12 protein-coding genes are annotated in these 18324 nt (G+C 62.0%); all 12 read right to left on the reverse strand.

The window, feature by feature from the left end; genetic code table 11:
• Positions 1-181: 181 nt before the first annotated feature.
• A complete protein-coding gene (gene tssA / locus AC1DYR_RS12875) occupies positions 182-1312 on the reverse strand; it encodes a type VI secretion system protein TssA (protein WP_477705435.1) in 1131 nt (376 codons plus the stop codon).
• On the reverse strand, positions 1309-5277 hold the full coding sequence (locus AC1DYR_RS12880) for a type VI secretion protein IcmF/TssM N-terminal domain-containing protein (RefSeq protein WP_477705436.1): 3969 nt from the start codon (positions 5275-5277) through the stop codon (positions 1309-1311). Before AC1DYR_RS12880 ends, tssA begins: the two co-directional genes overlap by 4 nt.
• Before the next feature lie 10 nt (positions 5278-5287).
• On the reverse strand, positions 5288-6040 hold the full coding sequence (locus AC1DYR_RS12885) for a DotU family type IV/VI secretion system protein (RefSeq protein ID WP_477705437.1): 753 nt from the start codon (positions 6038-6040) through the stop codon (positions 5288-5290).
• A gap of 11 nt (positions 6041-6051) precedes the next feature.
• The gene (gene tssK, locus AC1DYR_RS12890; RefSeq protein WP_477705438.1) at positions 6052-7524 is read right to left on the reverse strand and encodes a type VI secretion system baseplate subunit TssK; all 1473 of its coding nucleotides are present in this window, start codon (positions 7522-7524) and stop codon (positions 6052-6054) included.
• 11 nt (positions 7525-7535) lie between these two features.
• Positions 7536-8006 carry a hypothetical protein gene (locus AC1DYR_RS12895; RefSeq protein ID WP_477705439.1) on the reverse strand — a complete coding sequence of 157 codons (471 nt, stop codon included), beginning with the start codon at positions 8004-8006 and terminating at the stop codon, positions 7536-7538.
• Positions 8007-8008: 2 nt separating this feature from the next.
• Entirely contained in the window at positions 8009-8407 is a 399-nt protein-coding gene (locus AC1DYR_RS12900) for a DUF4150 domain-containing protein (RefSeq protein WP_348049148.1), read from the reverse strand.
• 3 nt (positions 8408-8410) lie between these two features.
• Complete coding sequence (locus tag AC1DYR_RS12905) at positions 8411-8989, reverse strand: DUF3540 domain-containing protein (protein ID WP_477705440.1); 579 nt, start codon at positions 8987-8989, stop codon at positions 8411-8413.
• Complete coding sequence (locus AC1DYR_RS12910) at positions 8986-9993, reverse strand: pentapeptide repeat-containing protein (RefSeq protein ID WP_477705441.1); 1008 nt, start codon at positions 9991-9993, stop codon at positions 8986-8988. Before AC1DYR_RS12910 ends, AC1DYR_RS12905 begins: the two co-directional genes overlap by 4 nt.
• Positions 9994-10076: 83 nt before the next feature.
• On the reverse strand, positions 10077-12698 hold the full coding sequence (locus tag AC1DYR_RS12915; protein WP_477705442.1) for a DUF2169 family type VI secretion system accessory protein: 2622 nt from the start codon (positions 12696-12698) through the stop codon (positions 10077-10079).
• Positions 12699-12704: 6 nt separating this feature from the next.
• Positions 12705-15347, reverse strand: coding sequence for a contractile injection system protein, VgrG/Pvc8 family (locus AC1DYR_RS12920; RefSeq protein WP_477705443.1), 2643 nt, complete (start codon positions 15345-15347; stop codon positions 12705-12707).
• The gene (tssG, locus tag AC1DYR_RS12925; RefSeq protein ID WP_477705444.1) at positions 15344-16540 is read right to left on the reverse strand and encodes a type VI secretion system baseplate subunit TssG; all 1197 of its coding nucleotides are present in this window, start codon (positions 16538-16540) and stop codon (positions 15344-15346) included. Before tssG ends, AC1DYR_RS12920 begins: the two co-directional genes overlap by 4 nt.
• On the reverse strand, positions 16504-18315 hold the full coding sequence (gene tssF, locus AC1DYR_RS12930; protein WP_477705445.1) for a type VI secretion system baseplate subunit TssF: 1812 nt from the start codon (positions 18313-18315) through the stop codon (positions 16504-16506). Before tssF ends, tssG begins: the two co-directional genes overlap by 37 nt.
• Between the last annotated feature and the right edge of the window lie 9 nt (positions 18316-18324).

An 18324-nucleotide genomic window follows, 5' to 3' on the forward strand; every position in this document is an offset into this window, starting at 1 on the left:
CGCCCCAGGCGCGGGCTGGTCAGGGCGGCAGCAATGCCCGAACGCTCCTTAAACAGAAGGGACGGCAGTTCGCAAAGGTTTTTCCAGACCGAAGCGGCGATATCCATCGCCACTGACGGGGGCGACGGATCAGTGCCCAGGGAGACCGGTACGAGAAGCCCTTGGGGTTCAGATGATGCGATCATGTTTCCTCCCGCGCTGGGGGTGTTTCAAGCCCTACCAATTCGAAGATATTGAGTTGGCCGCCAAGACGAATAAACACCTCCTGGTAGAGCTCGGCCGTGTTGAGCCTTCCCCATTCGATCGCGCGGCGTATCAGGTAGGGCGCCGGGCTGTGCGGATCCATCTTGAGCAGCGCCTCCACCAGTTGCTCCAACATTGCATAGACCTGGCGCCGGTCATCGATGGCCCACGTCTGGTCACCCACAATGGCCGTCTCATCTGACTCCGCAACGGTGCCAGGCCCCGGCTCGGATTCCTCACTCGCCGTCGCCAGACTTATCCCGCGCCGCTGCAGCTCGGATTCGGCCAATGCGTGCAGTTGAGCCAGCAAGCCGGCCAGTGCCGACAGACTCGGTCCGTCCACCGCGAAGTGGCGGTCGATGCTGTCCCTGAGCAGTTGCATCGCTCCGAGCGCATCATTCAACTGCTGGTGCAGCGCCTGATACCAGGTCAGGGGCGTCGCGGCCATCGCTGCAGTGATCGTTTCCGTGCTGGCATGTTCCTCCTCATCAGCGCTGTTAGCTGCGGCCGCGGCGGCCGGGGCCAGTCGTTCGCGGTGCATGGCAACTTCCCAATCGGCGAGGTTGTAATTGCGATGCATGCCTGTTGAAGTCATGGCGAGCTGCTTGAGCACAAACGGCAAACGGTTGTTGAGCGAACGCAGGATATTGGCTCGGTGTTCGCCGCCGGAGTCAGCGTCCTGGGGGTAGAGATCGTCCCAGTAATCACGCAACAAGCCATCAAGCAGCACAAGGCCTGGAGCTATCGCGGAAAACCCATGCTGGTTCACTTCGGCCTCAAGCAGCCAGGCAGCGACCTGCAGGTCCTTGGATTTGGAACAAAGGGCCTCGGTGGCGACACGGCTCACCACTGGCCAGTCCGCTCGCTTGAGCTTGTGCTCCCACGGGCCCAACGGCAAACTCGCATCGTCCTCGCGTCTGGCGTTCTGGATGGTGTTGTAGACACCATTGCCTTTGACCGAATAACCGGCGGGATTGCCCGCGTCGATCGGGTCGAGCAGGGTCTCGAGCGAACATCCAAGCCGTTCGCCGAAGTAACGCTGTGATCGGGTCATCAAATCAGTGTTCATGGTTTTGCTCGCTTTTGCGTGGAAACATCTTGCCGCTGCGGTGCAGACTTGGGAAAAGGTCCCGGCCAGGCCAGACTGGTACTGGCCTGGGATTTCGGATCGGTGCCAGACAGGGCCAAGCCGAGGTAGAACGTGGCCTGGCCCGTCGTGACTGCCGGGGCTGTTGTGGGTGTCGCCTGGGTCGTGCGCTGTATCGGTACGCTGAATTCGAGCAATGCCTTGCCCGGCTTGAGGGGATCGGTCGGTCGTGCCGGCGCAGGCTGGTAGCGCTGCAGCATGCGCAGCAACGCCCAGTTTCCGCTTTCAGTAAACGAAGCGGTGCTGCCTTCGACCCGGTAGCCGCTTTGCACCGGGTAAGCGGCCGGTCGCCAAACAGACAGCTCGGCCCAATTCAGATCAAGCGCGAGCACCTGGCCGTAGCTCCAGTCCACGGTCGGCGGCTTTCCACCCGGATAGCTCGCCACCCGTGAACCTGAGCTCACAACCCAGCTCACCACCTGTTCACTGCCAGGCGACTCCTGGGGTAGCGCACGGAAAGTGATGTCGAGCTTTAGAGGCTGCGGTGCTGCGCCTATACCCAAGCCTGGCCGCAGAAACTGATCAGCTGCATCGAGTTCACTGAGGAAGCCGCGTGCCGAAACGACCCAGCCAGGGGTGCTCAGGCCGGACAGCGACTGTTGCAGCGATTCGCGTTGCGCGGCGTAGTCGCTGAAGAAGGTCTGCACCTCCGCCAGCGAGGCGTCCGGACTGCTGGTCTCGCCGAACGGGAACCGCCCCTTGAGCCGGCTGTTGAAGCGTTTGGCCAGGACATCGTAGGCAGTGGTTGCCTGTTCGGTACGACGGTCGACACAGCGCAGGTTCAGTTGCGCAATCAGGTCGCGCCGCCTCTCCGAGAACATGTCGTTGCCGTAGTCGGCTGGCTGGTAGGCCGCCAGCACCTTGCCGCAGTTCGCATACGTGAGATCGGCAATGGTCTTGAGGAAAAGCGTGTCGAGAGCGCCGACTTGCTTGCCCGGGTCCTTGAACTGCACGTAACTGGTGACCTCATTGATCGTATTACTCCAGTACGGCAAGGTTTGCGCGTTGTCGCGCTGCGCATCGTTGACGCCGTCAGTGTTGCGCAACAGATTCACGAAAGGATCAGCGTAGCCAGCGAGTACCTGCGCACGCGCAACCTGCCGCGCGAGGTAGTCGCGTATCACCGGTGTGGTGCCCAGATTCACGAGCAGGCCGTCGGCAGGACCGGCCTCGGGGTCATAAAGCCGGCTGCCACTTACAAGGCCCGAGACGCGGCCCAGAGCATCTGACGAAAAGTCCCGCGCGCACTGCGAAACGCGTCCTGCGCTCGCTGTAAAGCCGAACTGGGTATAGAGCCGCAGGTTGCCGATCAGCGGATCCAGTGCGCGCGAAAAATCACCACTCTGCTGCAAAAGCTGCTGGTCTGCCGCCGAGACCGCGTCAAGTCCCTGAAGCACGAACAACTCAGTTGCAGCCGACTGCGCCGAGCGCATCGCGTCATTCATGACCTGCTCAAGCTGCGCCCTCGCAAGCCGGTCGAACAGCGGCTTGCTGGTTGCCGGCGCACCGAGAGGCGGCAGTCCCTGGCCTGCTGCGAATCGCTGGTAATCAGCAGCGTAATTCATGGACCGGCCGAGGTCTGCCAGGCGCCAGCCCGGCGCTGAACTCACGCAGGCGAAGGCCTGCGGGTTCCGGACCTGCATGAAAGTCTGCTGTAGCAGGCCTTCGAGGCCGCGTACCTCTGCCGACAGTGCCGGATTCATGACGAGACTCTGGCCCTGTGCGATGAGCAGGGGCCCGTAGGGCGAAAGCTGCATGCCGCGCAGCACCTGCATGGCCGGGTTGTAGCACCTTGCTTCATCAAAACCGCCGTCACCTGCCAACAGGTCTTTCGGATAGCTGTACTGCGTCACGAGGGGCGACAGCAGTTGCCGCAGTTCCTTCGCGTCATCGGCGCAGGGGTTGTTGTTCGGGTCCGATGGCACCCATGATTTGGCGACCCAGACCAGCCATGAGGTGAACCGCCTGGTGTTCTCAACAAGCAGCCCTTTTGCCGGATCAACCTTGGCCAGGAGGCTGGGGCCCATCGAGGCCTCGGCAAGCAAATCGACATGCAGTTGCCGGCTGGAATTCGCCAGCTGGCGCGCCCAGTTGCCGCGCGAACGCTCGGGCACATTCACCACGCCGCTGTAAGGCACTTGCTCGAGCGAAGCGGCAACCACGCCGCCGGGCCGCGCCGCAGCAAGGGGCAAGCCCGCTCCGTAGACGTAGAGATAAATCAGGTTGAGATCATCCAGCTTGCGGACGGTGGATTCGGCGGGTATGGCAGTCAGGCGTGCGAAACGCTGGAGCTTGTCTTCCAGGTTGTTCACCTCCAGCGCAAGCACCTTCAGGTTGGCGCGGGTTTTGGCATACGCCGAGTTGTTGACGGTGATACCGGCAAGCGTCGGCTCGGACGCCGCGACCAGACCAGCGTCGAGCCGTGCGACCCGCGCCTGCAGGCCGCAAGCCAGTGCCGGAAACACCGTGCGCGCCATCACGGTACTGGAGACGGCCTGCACCGCATTGTTGCTGGCACGCCGATCGACCCAGGACAGCGGCATCGTCGCGAACACCAGGTCGATATCGAGGGCCGAGGCCCGGGACAGCGCATCGTCAATCAATGGACGGCCGGCGCAGCTCTCCTGTGCACCTGCCAGCGACTGCGACTGGTAGAGCGCGGCGATGCTGCGACCCAGACCATCAACCTGGCGCTGCAGCCGCCAGCCCGATAACACCAGTGCCAGCAGCAGCAACCCGGCCAGCACGATGCAGGCTTGCTGAAGCCGCAGCAGCCCCGGCTCACGCGACCAGAATGACGCCAGCGTGGCGCGCGCCAGCCCGCATTCCCCCAACGCCTTTTGCGTCAGGACGTCTTCGGCAAACGAGATATCGGCACGCGGCATGCCAGCTGGCGCGCCGGTATCTTCGGTGCAGCCCGTGAAATAGACACCTCGGCACAATGCAGGCCGCGTCGTCGCCGTGTCGTGAAAGACCTCGGCCAGGTAATCGCGCAAGGGCGCATGCAAACGCTCGAAATGCCTGGGAAACAGAAAAAACGCATCAGCGTCGGCAATCTGCTCCTGGGCCGCAGCGGCCTCCACCTGGATTTCCTTGAGTCGTTCACCGATGCCAACAAACGCCTCATCAATCCACTGGACCGGGCCAGACTGCAACAGGCCGTCGCGCGCCGACCAGCCAAACATGCCTTCCCTCTGCGAGCGCCCCTGCAGACGCCAGTACGGAGCAAATCCATCGACCGCGTCGCACTGGCTGACGATCACGTAGACCGGCAAGGCAAGGCTGGTGGCGGAGCGCAGGTCGTCGAGCTGCCGCCGGGCATCGAGCGCGAGTTGAAGCACACTCTCACGGCCCGTGCCCAGCAAGTTACGGGAGGAAACCATCAATAGCGCCCCGTCAAGTGCACGTTCGGGGCGCAGGTGGACGAGTCCGCGCAGCACGGTTTGCCAATCTGCCGCGTCGGGCCCGGTTTGACCGGCAGCACTGAGCTTGCCTTGCGGGTCTATGAGTTCACCCTGTGCCAGGCTGTGCCAGGCTGTGTGGGGCACGCCGGCGATCGTCGCCGCCTGGGCGTCTGGCCGTTGCTGGACCTGGCGCAACGAAGCGATCAAGCTGCTTTTACCAGCGCCGGCCTGCCCGATCAAGATGACCCAGGTTTGCCGGTAGCGCTCCCGTGCGGTTCTGGATAGCACGGTACGCAACCCGCGCAACCAGGCCTGGAACGACTGCCAGCGCGTTCGCCAGAAACTCGCCGCCAAAACCGGCTTGATGGCGCCGGTGGCCACGATCAATTTGGCCTGGCGCGAGCGCACGATCAGCCACAACACCAGAATGCCGAATACTGCCGCGACCGCAGCAAGCACGCCAAACCAGGTACTGCTGCTCATGCTGCTCATCTCAGACACCCGCAACCTTGACCAGCGGCTGGATCAGCCATAGCCAGAGCGCCGACGACACCAGCACAAAGCAAAATGCATAACCCATCGCCAGACGCCACCACGGGCGAAGGGGCGCGACCCGTGCATCGGCAGTCGACTTGACCGTGTGTTCATAGGCTTGCACAAACAGCCTGCCGTCAGGCTCTGCCGGTCGGCCATTGACAAAACGGTACAGTCGCTGGCGCAGCGTGTCCAGGAACAGCTGGCCCTGCGACCCCCGGTGCATTCCCTTGAACCCAAGCTGCAGCGCGAGCAGAAAGCAGGCAGCAAGATCGCGATGCAAATTGGATCGGGACACCACAGCCAGCACCTGCTCCGCCATGTCGAAGAAACGTCGCCCAGCCTGGCGCGAACCGAACTGCCGGTGCTCAAGCAAAACCTCGAGCCAGGCGTCCTGTGCCGGCCACGAGAGTTCAAGGATGAAAATCTCGTCAGCCAGCACCACCATCACATAGCTGGCTGCCGTATAGGCGCGTTGCTGCGCCTCACTCGCGGTAGCCCGCATATCGCGTGCCTGGCCAGCCAGAAGGTCGGCCAGGCGCAGGCTCACACGGCCCGCGAGTTCGGCCGGCTCGACCGGTGCCGCACCGGAGACCCCCAGGTAGGCTTGCAGCGACCCACGTTCGCTTTCCTGCCGCACGCGCGCAACCTCCTCATAGAACTGCGCAAAGCAGCTCAGGAGCGGCATTTCGGGCAAAGCGGCAGGCTGCATGGCTGCGTCTTTCAGGTCCGCGTGCCTGCGGCGCGCGCACGATAAAGCAGAATCATCGCGGGTGGAGTTCCTGGCGACTTCTTGTCACCGCTAATGACGAGGTTTTGTCCCGGGCTGAACAGTCTGGTCTCGCCCTCCTTGAGCTGCAGCACCTGGTTGTCGACTGCAAACAAGGCGGCCCCCGAGCGAAGGTTGCGCTTCGCAAGTTCCTCTGCGGTCAAAAGGCGTGGCCTTGCAGTCACGCGCAGCCGGGCTGCGGCAGGCAGCAACGCCTCGCTCGCGATGCAGGCGTCAAGCAGCCAGCGCTCCATTGACGCACGGCCATCGGCCCCCAGGCCCTGGCCGCCTTGCGGCCTGAGCTCGACAAGCAGTTGTTCACCCGCGTCAGGAGGCAACACATGTGTAAAAGTGCCGTCGGCATGGCGTTCAAACGGCTGCAGCTCGAAACTGGTATTGATATAGCTGAGCTTGCGCACCACATAGTCCAGCGCACGCCGGAACTGCGGCGAACAGTCATCGTGCTGATAGGCGTCCAGCACAGGCGGGATGGGATTGGCGCCGAAGGATGCCATCGTGCCAAGCAGGAGCGCCAGGCTGTCGTAGACCGCGCGCGGGCTCGACTCGGGGCGCTGCACGATGAGGCTGAACTGCGGCAGCACGGCAGCCAGCCGCCGGGCCATCTCCAGGTGCTTGCGGACATGGGCGCCCTGCAATTCATCGTCCTCGGGGCCGTCGCTTTCCCGGTTGGCGCCCAATTCGCGCAGCTTGAACCACAGCGCTTCATTGAGCAGCTGGAGCCGGTGCCGCAAGCCGGTTGCCTTGAGAAAATCGCCGGCCTGCCAGCACAGCATGGGTGGGTGGTAGGGCTTGAATTCGACATGCCTGTTTTCTTCGCGCCGGAACAGCTCGAACAAGGGGCACACCTCGTAGCCGGCCGGGGCTGCGACTTCGGCTGACAGCGAGATCGCCGGCCGCAGGCGGTCGACCGGCACCGATCCGGTCAGGGTGTTCTCGTCAAGTGATACCAGGCCGTGCACAACCTCATTGCGTGCGGGTGTCGTATTCCAGTGATTGGAGGCGTTGCCCCGCACGGGCATGATCAGCGACAACCGCACCCCATCCGGCGTGCGCTGCAACTGCCCGGTGACATCAAGTTCGAGCGCTTTTCCGGTGTAAGAGCCGGGAAACACCACCGGCGTGCCGTCGGGCATGATGCATTCAAGCCGTTTGATTGCGACGATACCGGCCTTGAGCTTCACCATATCCAGCTGCAGCAGGCTCAACCCCCAGAAATCCGGCGCGACGCACGACAGCCGGTACCTCAACTGCTCCTGCCAGTAAACATCGCTCTGCTGGAAATGCTGGGGTGACAGCAACATCCCTTCGATCCACTGGACACTGTCGGGCAAGGCCGGACCGGCCGCAGCTGAGAACAGCTTCGCTGCGGGCTGGGCGGCTTTAGGCGCTGAAATGGTTTCGGGCATGGGGTCTCCAATCATGAAAGGCAGCTCGTATAGCTGATCTGCGTGCTACGCAGGGTGATCAATGCGCATTTGTAGGCAGTGATGTTGGCGACAGCCTGACCGCCGGCGCTCACATAGCTTGCGTAGCTGTAGACATAGACGGCCTTGCCATAACCAATGGGCAGGGGCTGGTTGGTGACCGTGCTGCCAGGGACAACCTGCACACCAAGCACTGCGATGCCGCTGGCCAGACCGGCTTGCAGCGCGTCGCGATTGGCAAACCAGTCGGGTGAGGTCTTCGGCAAGACGGCCGCCGCGTTCTTGTCGAAGACAAACACCAGGTCGACCTCGGTTCCCATATTCTGATTGGCATCGAGTTCGGCGACGATGTTCAGCGTCTTTAGCGGCGTAGTAGGGCTGTAGCCCAGCGCGTAGTTGATAAAACCGCAGCCGGAAACAGCCAGCAATGCCGCTGTGCCGAGAAAAGCGTTGGCGATGCGCATGATCATCCCAGCACCATCACGCATACCTGCGAAGGTGTGATCGACATGCCGATCGCGTTGCCTATCATGCCGTTCTGCCCGACCACACTGGTCAGCCGTGTCGCAAACACACCGCCCATCGCGACCTTGAAGCTACCCATGAGGTATCGGTCCGGCCCAATTTCCATGCCCGAAACCACGCCCAGGTTGACGCCAGGCTCGTCACCGTTGCTCAACGTGCCCTGCGTCACCAGGTTTTCAGCGAGTCCGCCGCCGATGATCACGCAGGCTTGTGAAGGAATGTGCGAGATCGTGATGACGATATTGGGAAACGGAATGGGCACCGGCCCCACCGGCGTAGGCACCAGACAGACGTCGGGAAACGCGAAATTGATGACGCAGAGATTCGTGTTGGCGAACATGACTCATCCCAGGCTGATGCGTTCAGCATCGAGCTTGATGTCTTCTTCGGCCGTGACCAACGCCTGCCGTCCATGGAGCCGCAGCAGCGCCGAGGCCTGCATGATCCCGTGCTCGACACGCGTTACGAGATGCCGTGCCGACTGCACCATGGTCTCACTGACGGATGCCAGGAAATCCCTTGCATTGACGCTCACGGAGCCGCTGGCCGACGTCAGTTCGACGTCACCAAGACAACGCAGTGCGATTTGACGGGTGCAGGCCAGCTCAAAAGCTGGCTGGGTGATCGCCATAAGCTCCGCGCCCGGCACGGAAAGCTCGGCACGGCCTGCGCCCGGCGTGTCCGCTGCCGCCTGCGGGCGCAGCAAAATATGCGTCACGAACAAGCCTGAAGCACTTTGCAGCACGGCCACCGTGTCACCAGGCAGGGGCGTGAGCAGGCAGGAAACCGCTTGCAGCGCAAGCCGGCCGTCCGCCAGCCGCCATTGCGCTTGTCCGAGCGACCGGCCTATGCTCGCCTCTCCCCAACCCTGCATGGTTTCGTGGCGTGCGGGGAGATCGACCAGTTGTGTTGCCTGTTTCATGCGGCTTCCATTTCAAGTGAGCGTTTTTCGGCAGCAGCACGCGCCTCCTGGGTGCCCAGGGCGGCGGCTACGTTGGCACCGGTGAAATCGGCACCGGTCCAGACCGCGCAATGAAAACTCGTACGGTCGAGCTTGCAGTACCGGAAATCCATTGCCCGGCCATTCGCATGTGCGAACTGGGCAAACTGCAAGTTCGATCCCGCGAAAACGACGCTGTCAAGCCTGCTGTGATCCCAGATCGTTTTCACCAATCCGGCTCCGCGCAGCGAAACTCCGTTGAGTTGGGCTTTTTGCAATACCGCGCCCTCGAGTTGGGCGCCGTCAAGATTTACCCGGTCAAACTTCGCTTTTACGAACTGGCAGCGCGTCGCGTCAATGCCATTCATCAGCGTTGCACTGAAGCGGGCTTCGGCACAATTCGATTCACGGATGCTGGCGCGGCTCAGATCGGCACCTGAAAAATCGGCACCCTGCAAAGTGCAACGCAACAAGCTGGCACCTGCCAGTTTCTGCCCGGCGAAGTTGGCTTTGATAAACAGGCTGGTGCTGGCTCGCATGCCAGCGAGCCTGGCTTCCTGCAGTTGTGCTTCGTTCAGGCTTACCTGCTGCAATTCGGCACCTTGCCAATCGCTGCCGACCCACTGGCAATCTGCAAATGCGCTGCGCAGCAAGCGCGCCTCAATCCAGAAAGAGCCGCCGATATCGCACTTCGTCAGCATGGATTTCTCAAGGCTCGCGCCATCCCAACGACTTTGGCGGAGGTCACACTGACTGAAGGCCAGCATGGTGCCGGCCGTACCACGCCAATCGCTGCCAGCCAGGCGGCTCTGGCAAAAAGCGGTCCGGCGCAACCCGGCACCGCAAAAGTCGGCCGCGCCGAGTTCGCAATCTATAAAGGACGCTCCTTCGAGCTGGGCGCCGGCCCAATGCGAACCCGCCAGCTGGCAGCCGCTGAAAACCGCACCGGTGAAGTCGTGGCCGCTTGCATCAAGCCCGGCCAGCATCTGACCGCGCACCGGGCGACCAAGCCGCACCAAGCGCTGAATCTCGGCCCAATCCTGGGCGGAGGTCTGGCTGTAAGTTCTGCTCATGCGAGCCTCCTGCGCGCATCCAGGCGTACACCGCGTGTGTCCGCATCAACCAGGCAGATCTCAGTGAGTTCGGCTTCATACAGGCTGGCGTCGCGCAGATCGGCTTTTCCAAAGTCAGCTTTTCGCAACAACGCCTGGTAAAAGTCCGTGCCCGCGGCACTCGCACCGGGCAGTTGAGCCTTCATCATGAGAGTACGCGGCAGGCAGGCACCGTCAAGGCTGGCACCGCTGAGGTCAGCCCGACTCATGTCGCACGCCATGATGAAAGCGCCGTCGAGCCGTGCACCCTGCAACTGGCTTTGCGTCCAGCTTCCGCGTTCAGCGCGCAGTCCGGACAGGTCGGCGCCACGCCAGTCGCTGTCATTCCCCTGGACCTGAACCAGCCGGGCCTTCCTCCACTTACTGGCCGACAAATCAGAGCCGATCAGTGCGCTTCTCTGCCATTGCGACCCCGAAAAATCGGCCCCCTGGGCCTGCAGCTTCCAGGCAACGCATTTGTTGAACGAGGCACCGCACCAGCTACTTCCAGCCAATTTGGCCTGGTTGAGAATTGTTGTATCCAGCGTCGCGCGATCAAAGTTTGCGCCGCAAAGATCTGCATCGTCGAGTTGACCAGCTGACAGGTCGCAATCGCGGCCGTCAGCTTGCATCCAGTTCGCCTTGGAAGCACGGACCGAACAAAGACTCGCCCCGCGAAAACTCGCCCCGCATGCATGGCTGCTGCAGAGATTGGCCTCATCAAGGTCGGCCTCATCAAGTAGTGCGCCATCGAGCCGCGCCTGAGTCAGCACAGCGCGGCGCAGGTTGCAGCCGCGCAGGTCCGCACCGCTGAGGTCGGCGTACTCCAGCATGCATCCGCCAAGGTCAAGGCCCGCAAGTGCAGCACCGCGCAGGTCCGCGCCGGCAAGGTCGCGGCCGGCAAGCTTTTCTCCGGCCTTCGCCCAGGTCAGCACTTGCGCCCCCAATAGCGACGCGACAGCGGGCGACAGCGCCTGCGCGGGCGACAGCGGGACGGGAGACGCATGGCGGGCTTTGCTCTTGAGTTGCGCGGCAGCCATAAGGTCGGCATGTTGGGATGGCGTCGCGGCCAGCGCGAGCGGCGCCAGGGCCTCTCGCGTCGCCGTACCATCGGCGCGCTGCAACACTTCCGTCCAGAGCGGCGCGGACTCCGGGGCATTTCCATGCTCCCCGGCGGGAGCATCCGTCTGCCCCGTCAACACCTGCAGCTCTGCTAGCTGGTGAGTAAATGCTGCCTGCTGTGCGGCCGCGTTTTCGCGGGTGCTGGCCACCAGCTTTTCGACGCTGTGCATCAGGCCGGTCAAGTCCATGTCGCCATCGGCCAGGGCCTTCGCCGACGGTGTCTGGAGCAGGGGCGGCCCGGCTTTTGGCGGCTCGTAGCCCGCGGGCGGCTTCATGCCGCTTTGCTGCCAAAATTCGCGCGTCACTTCGTCAAGCACGTCCTGGCGTTTTTTCAGTGCCGCCTCGGCTTCGGTGGCAGCCAGCGCGGGATCGGCAGGATCGAGCCGCGGCGCGAGCTGCGACTCGTTGAGTGCATGCAACGGTGCAGTCTTGGGGTCCAGGCGCAGCGTGAGCACTTCCGCGTAATGGTTCAAGGTACGCGGCGCCTCGGTCGCGCCTTCGTAAGCCAGCATCAATACCCCAATGTCCAGTGCATCGCTGTCAGCGACCTGAATCTCGCCTCGCCAGGCCGCAACACCGAGTTGCTGCTCGGGGAGGAACCAGACCGTGTCCATGCGCAGCCCGATTTCAGCCAGCGAAGCGGGAGAAGCGTCTTTTTTGAGCGCGAAAGCCTTGACGCGCTGCTCAGGCAGTGCGCCCCGGATGGCCTCAATCTGTGGATGCATCCCCTGTAACAGGTAGGCTTCGCCGCCCGCGAAAGGATTCGCGATGCGCTGGTCGGCCGCTGCCTGGTTATAAAGCCGCCAGTCAAGATCTCGCGGCAAGCCGGGATAATCCTCGCGCAGCCAGCGTTCATCGTAAGTGCCGGCATAGCGCTTGCGAGGCGCCCAATCGATAGGCATGGGTCCAAGTCCGGCAGGGGGATAGCGACGCCCATGGCAGTCGACGGGCTGGGCGGCGTACTCGACGTTCGGCATGACCCCTTCGTTCGCACCGGCTATTGCGGCGAACCGGTTGCCGTCATGGCCACAGCCAACCGGATTGTCTTCGCAGCCCGGACCACCGAAGGCATGTGCGAAATCAAGCGGCATGTGTACAAATTCCGCAGGCTGCGAGATGCCAAAGAGCGGCAAGACGCCATAGCGCCATTGCCTGTCGCCAAAAACCGCCAGACGCTTGTTGATAGGACCGACTTGCAGCCGCGCTTCCATACGTTTCACCGGACGATTTCCCGGTGCGCAAGCGCGACCCAGCACCAGGGCTTCAGCCCCGGTCTTGGGCATCGCCTCGTCCAGCGCCTGTCCCGCCGGCAATGCGGCCAGTACCCGTGCCCATTGCGGGCCCTCCATGAGAAAGCGCTGCGGCCTGACTTCACCCAGCGGAAAAAAACCCAGCGCCGTCACCACCAGGCGGTTTATGCCGGATTGCCGGTATGTCTTGTAGAGCAGGCCTAGGCTCAAGGGCTTGATGATCTTCATGGCGGCCTAGAGATAGATTTTCAGCTCGGTGATCGTCAGGCTCAGGCCCGTGATCTGCATCGTCGCCTGCAACGCGGTGAGCTGCACCAGGATGCCGGCCCCGGTCATTTCAATCGAGGTTGATGCGCCTTTCATCGAGATCGCCGTGGTGTCGCCCGACAGCGAGATGTCAGTACTCGACCCCAGAACTGAAACACTGTTGCTCTGGCCCGTGAGGCTGACCCGGCTGGACAGGCCGGTCAGGCTGACCTCGTTGTGAGCGCCAACCAGGTTCATCGCCGTACTGGCACCGGTCAGAGATGTGCTGCTGCTGACGCCAACCAGATTGGTGCCCGTATCGACCAGCGTCATCGAGACATGATCCGAAGCAAGCGTCACCGCAACGTTGCTGCTCGAACCCGTCGCGCTGGTCTGCATGCTCATGCCAACAACCGAGTCACTGTCGCTGAGACCAACCATGCTGCTGCTGCTGCTCATTCCCTCCATCGAGCCCGACAGCCGCACCCCGGTCGCGCTTGCGCTGACAGCCATGCCGACCGCCGAGGTCGAGATGTGCTGGCCGGTTACGTCGAGGTTGACGCTGCTGACCGTGAACGACTCGCTGGTTTGGCTCGCGGTGGTGGTTGTATTGAACACGACGTTTTGCGACGTCGTGTTACTGATCGTGCCCTGATTTGTACTGGTGTTGGTGGCGTCGCCGGTCACAAGCGAGTGGTTGGTGGTCGTACCAAACTCGGTGCTGCTCCAGCTTTCCGCTCCCTTATGCGTGCTGTAGGTCGAACCGAAGGAGTCTGACTGGCTCAACAGACCGTTCGCGCCGTCTTCGGAGGTCGAATAGCCATAGCTGGCACCCTGCGAATACGACGATTCGCGGAACTTTCCACTGTCGTATTGCTGGCTAACGATGGCAACCGCGTTGTCCAGGTCGGCATCGGAGTGCAAACCGAAACGGATGCTCTTGCCGTCGCCGTAGGCCGTCGAATAGCTGCTGCCAACGTTGGTATTGGCCGTCCAGCCTGACGGCATGATGACCTTGGTGCCATTAGCCTGGATGATGCTCTGGATTTCAGGCAGCTCGGATTGATCCTGCGCGCGCGTAATGATGACGGTCGTACCGATCTCCGGCACGGTCTGCATGTGCGCCGCCAGTTTGACCCAGACCGGCTCCGCCGGGTCGGCACCATCCGGTGAAAAGATATCCTGGCCTGTCGAGAACCGCACATAGACACCCTGCGCCTCAAGCACCGGAGAAATGCCCTCGCTGTCGACAATGCGGCTGGTCTCCGGGTCAAAGTTGTCCTTCTGCATATAGCGCCAACCCACCGGCGCGACACCCTGGTTCCCACCCGAAACGACACTGGCGAGCACGCTGCCTTGCTGGGTTTCCTGGATGGAGAATGGCGTGACCAGTCCCTGGGCGTCTGTCGCCTGGAACTTGTTGCTGTAGCTGCCGTCGAGCGTTGCCTCATGCTGAACCTGCGTCGCGACAAAGCTCCTTCCCTCCAGCTGAGGTCTGACCTGCAACGGCCATTGCCCTGACCGAACTTCCTGCGTCACCGAGAATCGGTGGCCGCAATGCAGGTAGGGGCAATAGCTCGAACCGCTGAATTGCCGGCTACCCGTATCCAGGGTGTCCTGCGTTGCATGGGCATAGTGATCGACCTCAATGTCGCTGCAGCCGTACTGGTATATCTGGTATTGGTTGAATGGCAAGGCGCCAGGCGCCGGCTTGGTCTGTGCATGAAAGCTCTGGAACCCGGCCACTGCGTCCGACTCCCAGGCCGCCTCCTCGCGCGTGAACACCGAGGTCACCGCGCTGCTGGCCAGGCTCTGCTGAAACCGGTAGTCACCGATCATGTCGGGCTGCACCAGGCCGAGAGTATCTTCCTGGGTGCCGCAGTAGCGTAGCGGCTTGCCATCAGGCAGGGCTTCCGGGTAAACAGGCCGGTTGGCGAACACCACTGTGTGGCTTGTGCCGGTGGTCACGTAGAAATAATAAATATGCGCTTTCGACATGAGCCGCCGCACGAACTCGTAGTCGGTTTCACCGGCCTGCAGCCAGTCCTGCTGCCTCGCGACTGCCAGATTGCCTGAGCCAACCAGCGCCGCGACCGAAAAATCAATGTTGTGCTTGCGCAGGACGCCCGCAATTGCATCACGCACATTCAGCTGGCGATGGATGCAGTAGTTGTTCGTAAGCGTAAGCTTCCAAAGGGCCGGCCGCATGGTCGCGCGATAGACGCCTGGCTGCTCCATTGAGAAGGATGCGACGATGCCATTGAACAGGGACAACCGCACGCCTTCGTCCTGGCCGTGTACGGCCTGGTCAAACCACTCGTTGGCTTCTTCGCGCGTCGGCTGCTGCTGGCCGTCCAATACCGGGTAGTGAACCCCCACAGTGACCGGCCGCCCGAGCAGGTCATCAAAGGCCAGCTCAAGGCCACTCTCGGGGTCCGAGTTTCCGTGCAACTCCAGTTCGTACTCAAAATGGTCAGAAATGCTTTCCTGCCCTTTAAAGCTGACCAGCCGAAAGCTACCGTCACCCAGGATGACGCCCGTCTCCAGGAACAGCGCGACATGCAAGTAGACGACAGGCGCCGGCGACAGCAGGGCCAGCGCGGTCGTCATACCAGTGACGCGGTCGTTCATGTCATGGCTCCCGACTCATAGGCAGGCACCAGAAAGCGCGCAACGCAAACACCCGAAATGCCAGCGGCGCTATCCGTCGGCCGCGACTTCAGCCATGCGTTAAAGCCCAGGCGCATACCGGAGAAGCCGGAGGCCTGAGTCGATACCAGCCGCGCCAGCGGCACCTCTGCTGCAAGCACCGAAAGTTCGATCTCGGCATCGTGGCGACGGTCAAGCATCAGCCGTAGCAAGCCTTGCAGTTCCTCATACGAGTTGCGCACGGCAGCCGCTTCACTGCCGATATCGACCTGGCGCTGCAGGCGTTGCCATTGACGCAGCGAACGCTTTGGCTCTGTGTCTTTTTTCAGCGGTGGCAGCAGTGCCTCCAGTTGGGAATAAGAGACAGGGCCCGCGGTCAGCCGGATGCGCGACTGCTGATCCCAAGTGCTGCGACCAAGCAGCATGTCAACGCCAAGCCGGTGGCCACTGCGGCCCAAACGGTGCTGATCGTCCGGATCGATTGCACGCCATGCGCCTACCAGCGGCTGCAACCTCACAGGAAACCCAAGCTGCACCGAGAGCACCTGAACCAGCCCGGCTGCCGACCGCCGGCCGTTCGCCAGCAAGTCCCCGATGCCGAGCCACTGGCGCTGGGGCATCGGGATTTGCCCGGCCTGCTCGGCGTTGTCCACCCCCATCAGCGCGCCAAGGTATTCGGCGAGCTGGCTGCGCTCTGGCAGCTCGTTGTTCAGCCCAGGCTCAAAGCCGGCTCGGGTTTCATAACGCAGCAGATTTAGCCGGTTATTGAAAATGTCGAGAAATGCGCGTGTCGCGGATTTTCCTGCACGATCCAGCTCGCGCATCCACTCGAGAAAAGGTTCGGGCAAGGGACCGAGCGCACTGCCAACACAGAAGTCCGGGGTGGTGATCGCCAGCATTTGGGGCCGGTCATGCAGATCGCCTTCAGCTTCGATCAACGCCGGAACCGCAGACGACCCGGATGCAATGGCCTGCACGCGCACGGCGCTCGCCGCGCGCGCGGGAAAGCCCGCATCAAGGTCAGCCTCGAAACGCACGGTCTGGCCTGACTCGCCGGCACGATCATCCGGCTGGCGCAGCCACAGACGGATCATCTGCAGGAAATTGAACTCCCCAAAACGCTGCTCGAGCCGGCGGCTCAAAGAACGATCTGGGCCCCAACCATTGGCGGCCATCTTTTGAGTACTCCTTTCTCGTCAGTGGTTTCCAGGCTTACGCAGACCATGTTGTTGACTGTCGAGTAGAGCGCAAGAAAATAGCGCAGCACCGACGCAAATAGCAGCATGCTGGTCGACTCGAACTGTTTTCGATTCAGCGTGAGGGTGATATAGAGGCATTGCACATAGCCCCGCACTCCATCGCGTATCGTGTAGCGCATGCCGGGCCGACATTGCAGCGCCTGAATTCCTTCAATGCTGCGGAAAGCCTGCGTCTGCAGAGGGTCGATGTGGTCGCGCAGCATGCTTTTGAATGCAGCGAGCGCCTGCGGCCCCTCTGCCATCGACAAGTGGCTCATGCCGAGCTGGGACACCAGCGACCAGGGACGTCGCCCAATCAGTGCCGGGGTGATGTGACGCGAAGGCCGGCTTATCACTTCGAGTACCGTGATCGGCCCCGCCCCTTCGAGCTGCAGGGGTTGCTTGACCAGCAGCTGTTCTGCCAGCTTGCGATTGGTGCAAAGCACCCGCCCGCCAACAACTTCTGCCGGCGGCAGTGCCATCTGCTGCCGGACGTCCAGAAAAGATATGAACACCTCGGTACCGGCAATACCGCCAAGCTGGTTTTCTTCGCGCCGCATGACATAGAAATAGTCATCGGTGCCACGCGTCTGCGCGTTTCCAAGTTCGAAGTACGGCGCCAGCTTGCGTTGGCTGCCGTCGGCGCTAATGGAAACCAGCTCCTCAATGCTGTAAATTTCGCAGTTTTGGCGGTTCTGCACGTCTGCGGTTAGCTGATATTCGTACTGCGTGTGGTCAAGCGCCAGGGGCTCCATGCGCTGACGATAGAGGTTCACCATCGGGACGCAGTTGAGCTTGAGCGAACGTGACGAGAGCTGGCGATCCTTATGGGAAGCCACGTCAAACTGGAACAACAGGTCAAAACCATTCTCAAACGGAGCGAGGTCAAACTCGCCGGTTTCGAAAAACATGAATTTTTCCGGAAAGGAGAAATATTCCTGAAGAAGCCGGTGTCCGGGATGCATGTTGCTTCGGACCGGAAGAGCGGCCTCTTCGTCCTCAAACCCGAGCCAGTGCACGGCGCTCTGGCTTGCGCCGGGCAGTGGTTCACCACCAATCTGTGAGATGTCAACGGCGTGCAGGTGCAGGCCCAGCATCTCCTGCAAATACCAGGCGTCTTTTTGGCTGGTGTCGATGTAAAAGCGCAACCGGGTTTTCTTGAGCGCCTTCACCGGGTCGATACCCAGGCTGCGCACCCGCACACGCAGCACCGACAGGCAACGTTCGTCACTCAACCCGACCGGAAAATCTCCCGCCTGCAGCATGTCAATCTCGACAACGCCCAGCGGCACCAAAGGCAAGTCGCAGGTTGTCGTAAAGCGGCAGACGCTTTTCCGGCCCCGGGCGTCCTCGGCCGTCACACTGGCCTGCCGCCCACGCTCCAGAACCGCGCCGGCCGCGTCGTCCGGCTTGACGCGGACCTGAGCAATCAACATGGACGGCACGGGTGCCGCCAGGTGCGGATAAAGATAACCGAGGAGTACGTTCGGGATCAGCGCCTTGCTGACTTCGGACTCATATTGCACACGGCCGGTCAGAAAAGCAAAGGACTGCAGCAGCATTTCCACGTGAGGATCGTGCGAGCCGGTGCGATCGAGTTTGAGTGCCTGCGCCTCTGTCGGATAGGCCTGCGCAAATGAGGCAGCGTCGTTGCGCAGCCCTGCCAGTTCACGCCGGTAGTAGTCCTTGAGTTGAGTTCCGTAGACTTGCATGGCCTGGAA

The organism is Polaromonas sp. P1_F9, assembly GCF_056405615.1.

What these genes read in the sequence shown, in the direction of transcription:
- tssA (WP_477705435.1), bottom strand. Translation starts at nt 1,312, where the DNA reads ATGAACACTGATTTGATGACCCGATCACAGCGTTACTTCGGCGAACGG.
- AC1DYR_RS12880 (WP_477705436.1), bottom strand. Translation starts at nt 5,277, where the DNA reads ATGAGCAGCAGTACCTGGTTTGGCGTGCTTGCTGCGGTCGCGGCAGTA.
- AC1DYR_RS12885 (WP_477705437.1), bottom strand. Translation starts at nt 6,040, where the DNA reads ATGCAGCCTGCCGCTTTGCCCGAAATGCCGCTCCTGAGCTGCTTTGCG.
- tssK (WP_477705438.1), bottom strand. Translation starts at nt 7,524, where the DNA reads ATGCCCGAAACCATTTCAGCGCCTAAAGCCGCCCAGCCCGCAGCGAAG.
- AC1DYR_RS12895 (WP_477705439.1), bottom strand. Translation starts at nt 8,006, where the DNA reads ATGCGCATCGCCAACGCTTTTCTCGGCACAGCGGCATTGCTGGCTGTT.
- AC1DYR_RS12900 (WP_348049148.1), bottom strand. Translation starts at nt 8,407, where the DNA reads ATGTTCGCCAACACGAATCTCTGCGTCATCAATTTCGCGTTTCCCGAC.
- AC1DYR_RS12905 (WP_477705440.1), bottom strand. Translation starts at nt 8,989, where the DNA reads ATGAAACAGGCAACACAACTGGTCGATCTCCCCGCACGCCACGAAACC.
- AC1DYR_RS12910 (WP_477705441.1), bottom strand. Translation starts at nt 9,993, where the DNA reads ATGCTGGCCGGGCTTGATGCAAGCGGCCACGACTTCACCGGTGCGGTT.
- AC1DYR_RS12915 (WP_477705442.1), bottom strand. Translation starts at nt 12,698, where the DNA reads ATGAAGATCATCAAGCCCTTGAGCCTAGGCCTGCTCTACAAGACATAC.
- AC1DYR_RS12920 (WP_477705443.1), bottom strand. Translation starts at nt 15,347, where the DNA reads ATGAACGACCGCGTCACTGGTATGACGACCGCGCTGGCCCTGCTGTCG.
- tssG (WP_477705444.1), bottom strand. Translation starts at nt 16,540, where the DNA reads ATGGCCGCCAATGGTTGGGGCCCAGATCGTTCTTTGAGCCGCCGGCTC.
- tssF (WP_477705445.1), bottom strand. Translation starts at nt 18,315, where the DNA reads ATGCAAGTCTACGGAACTCAACTCAAGGACTACTACCGGCGTGAACTG.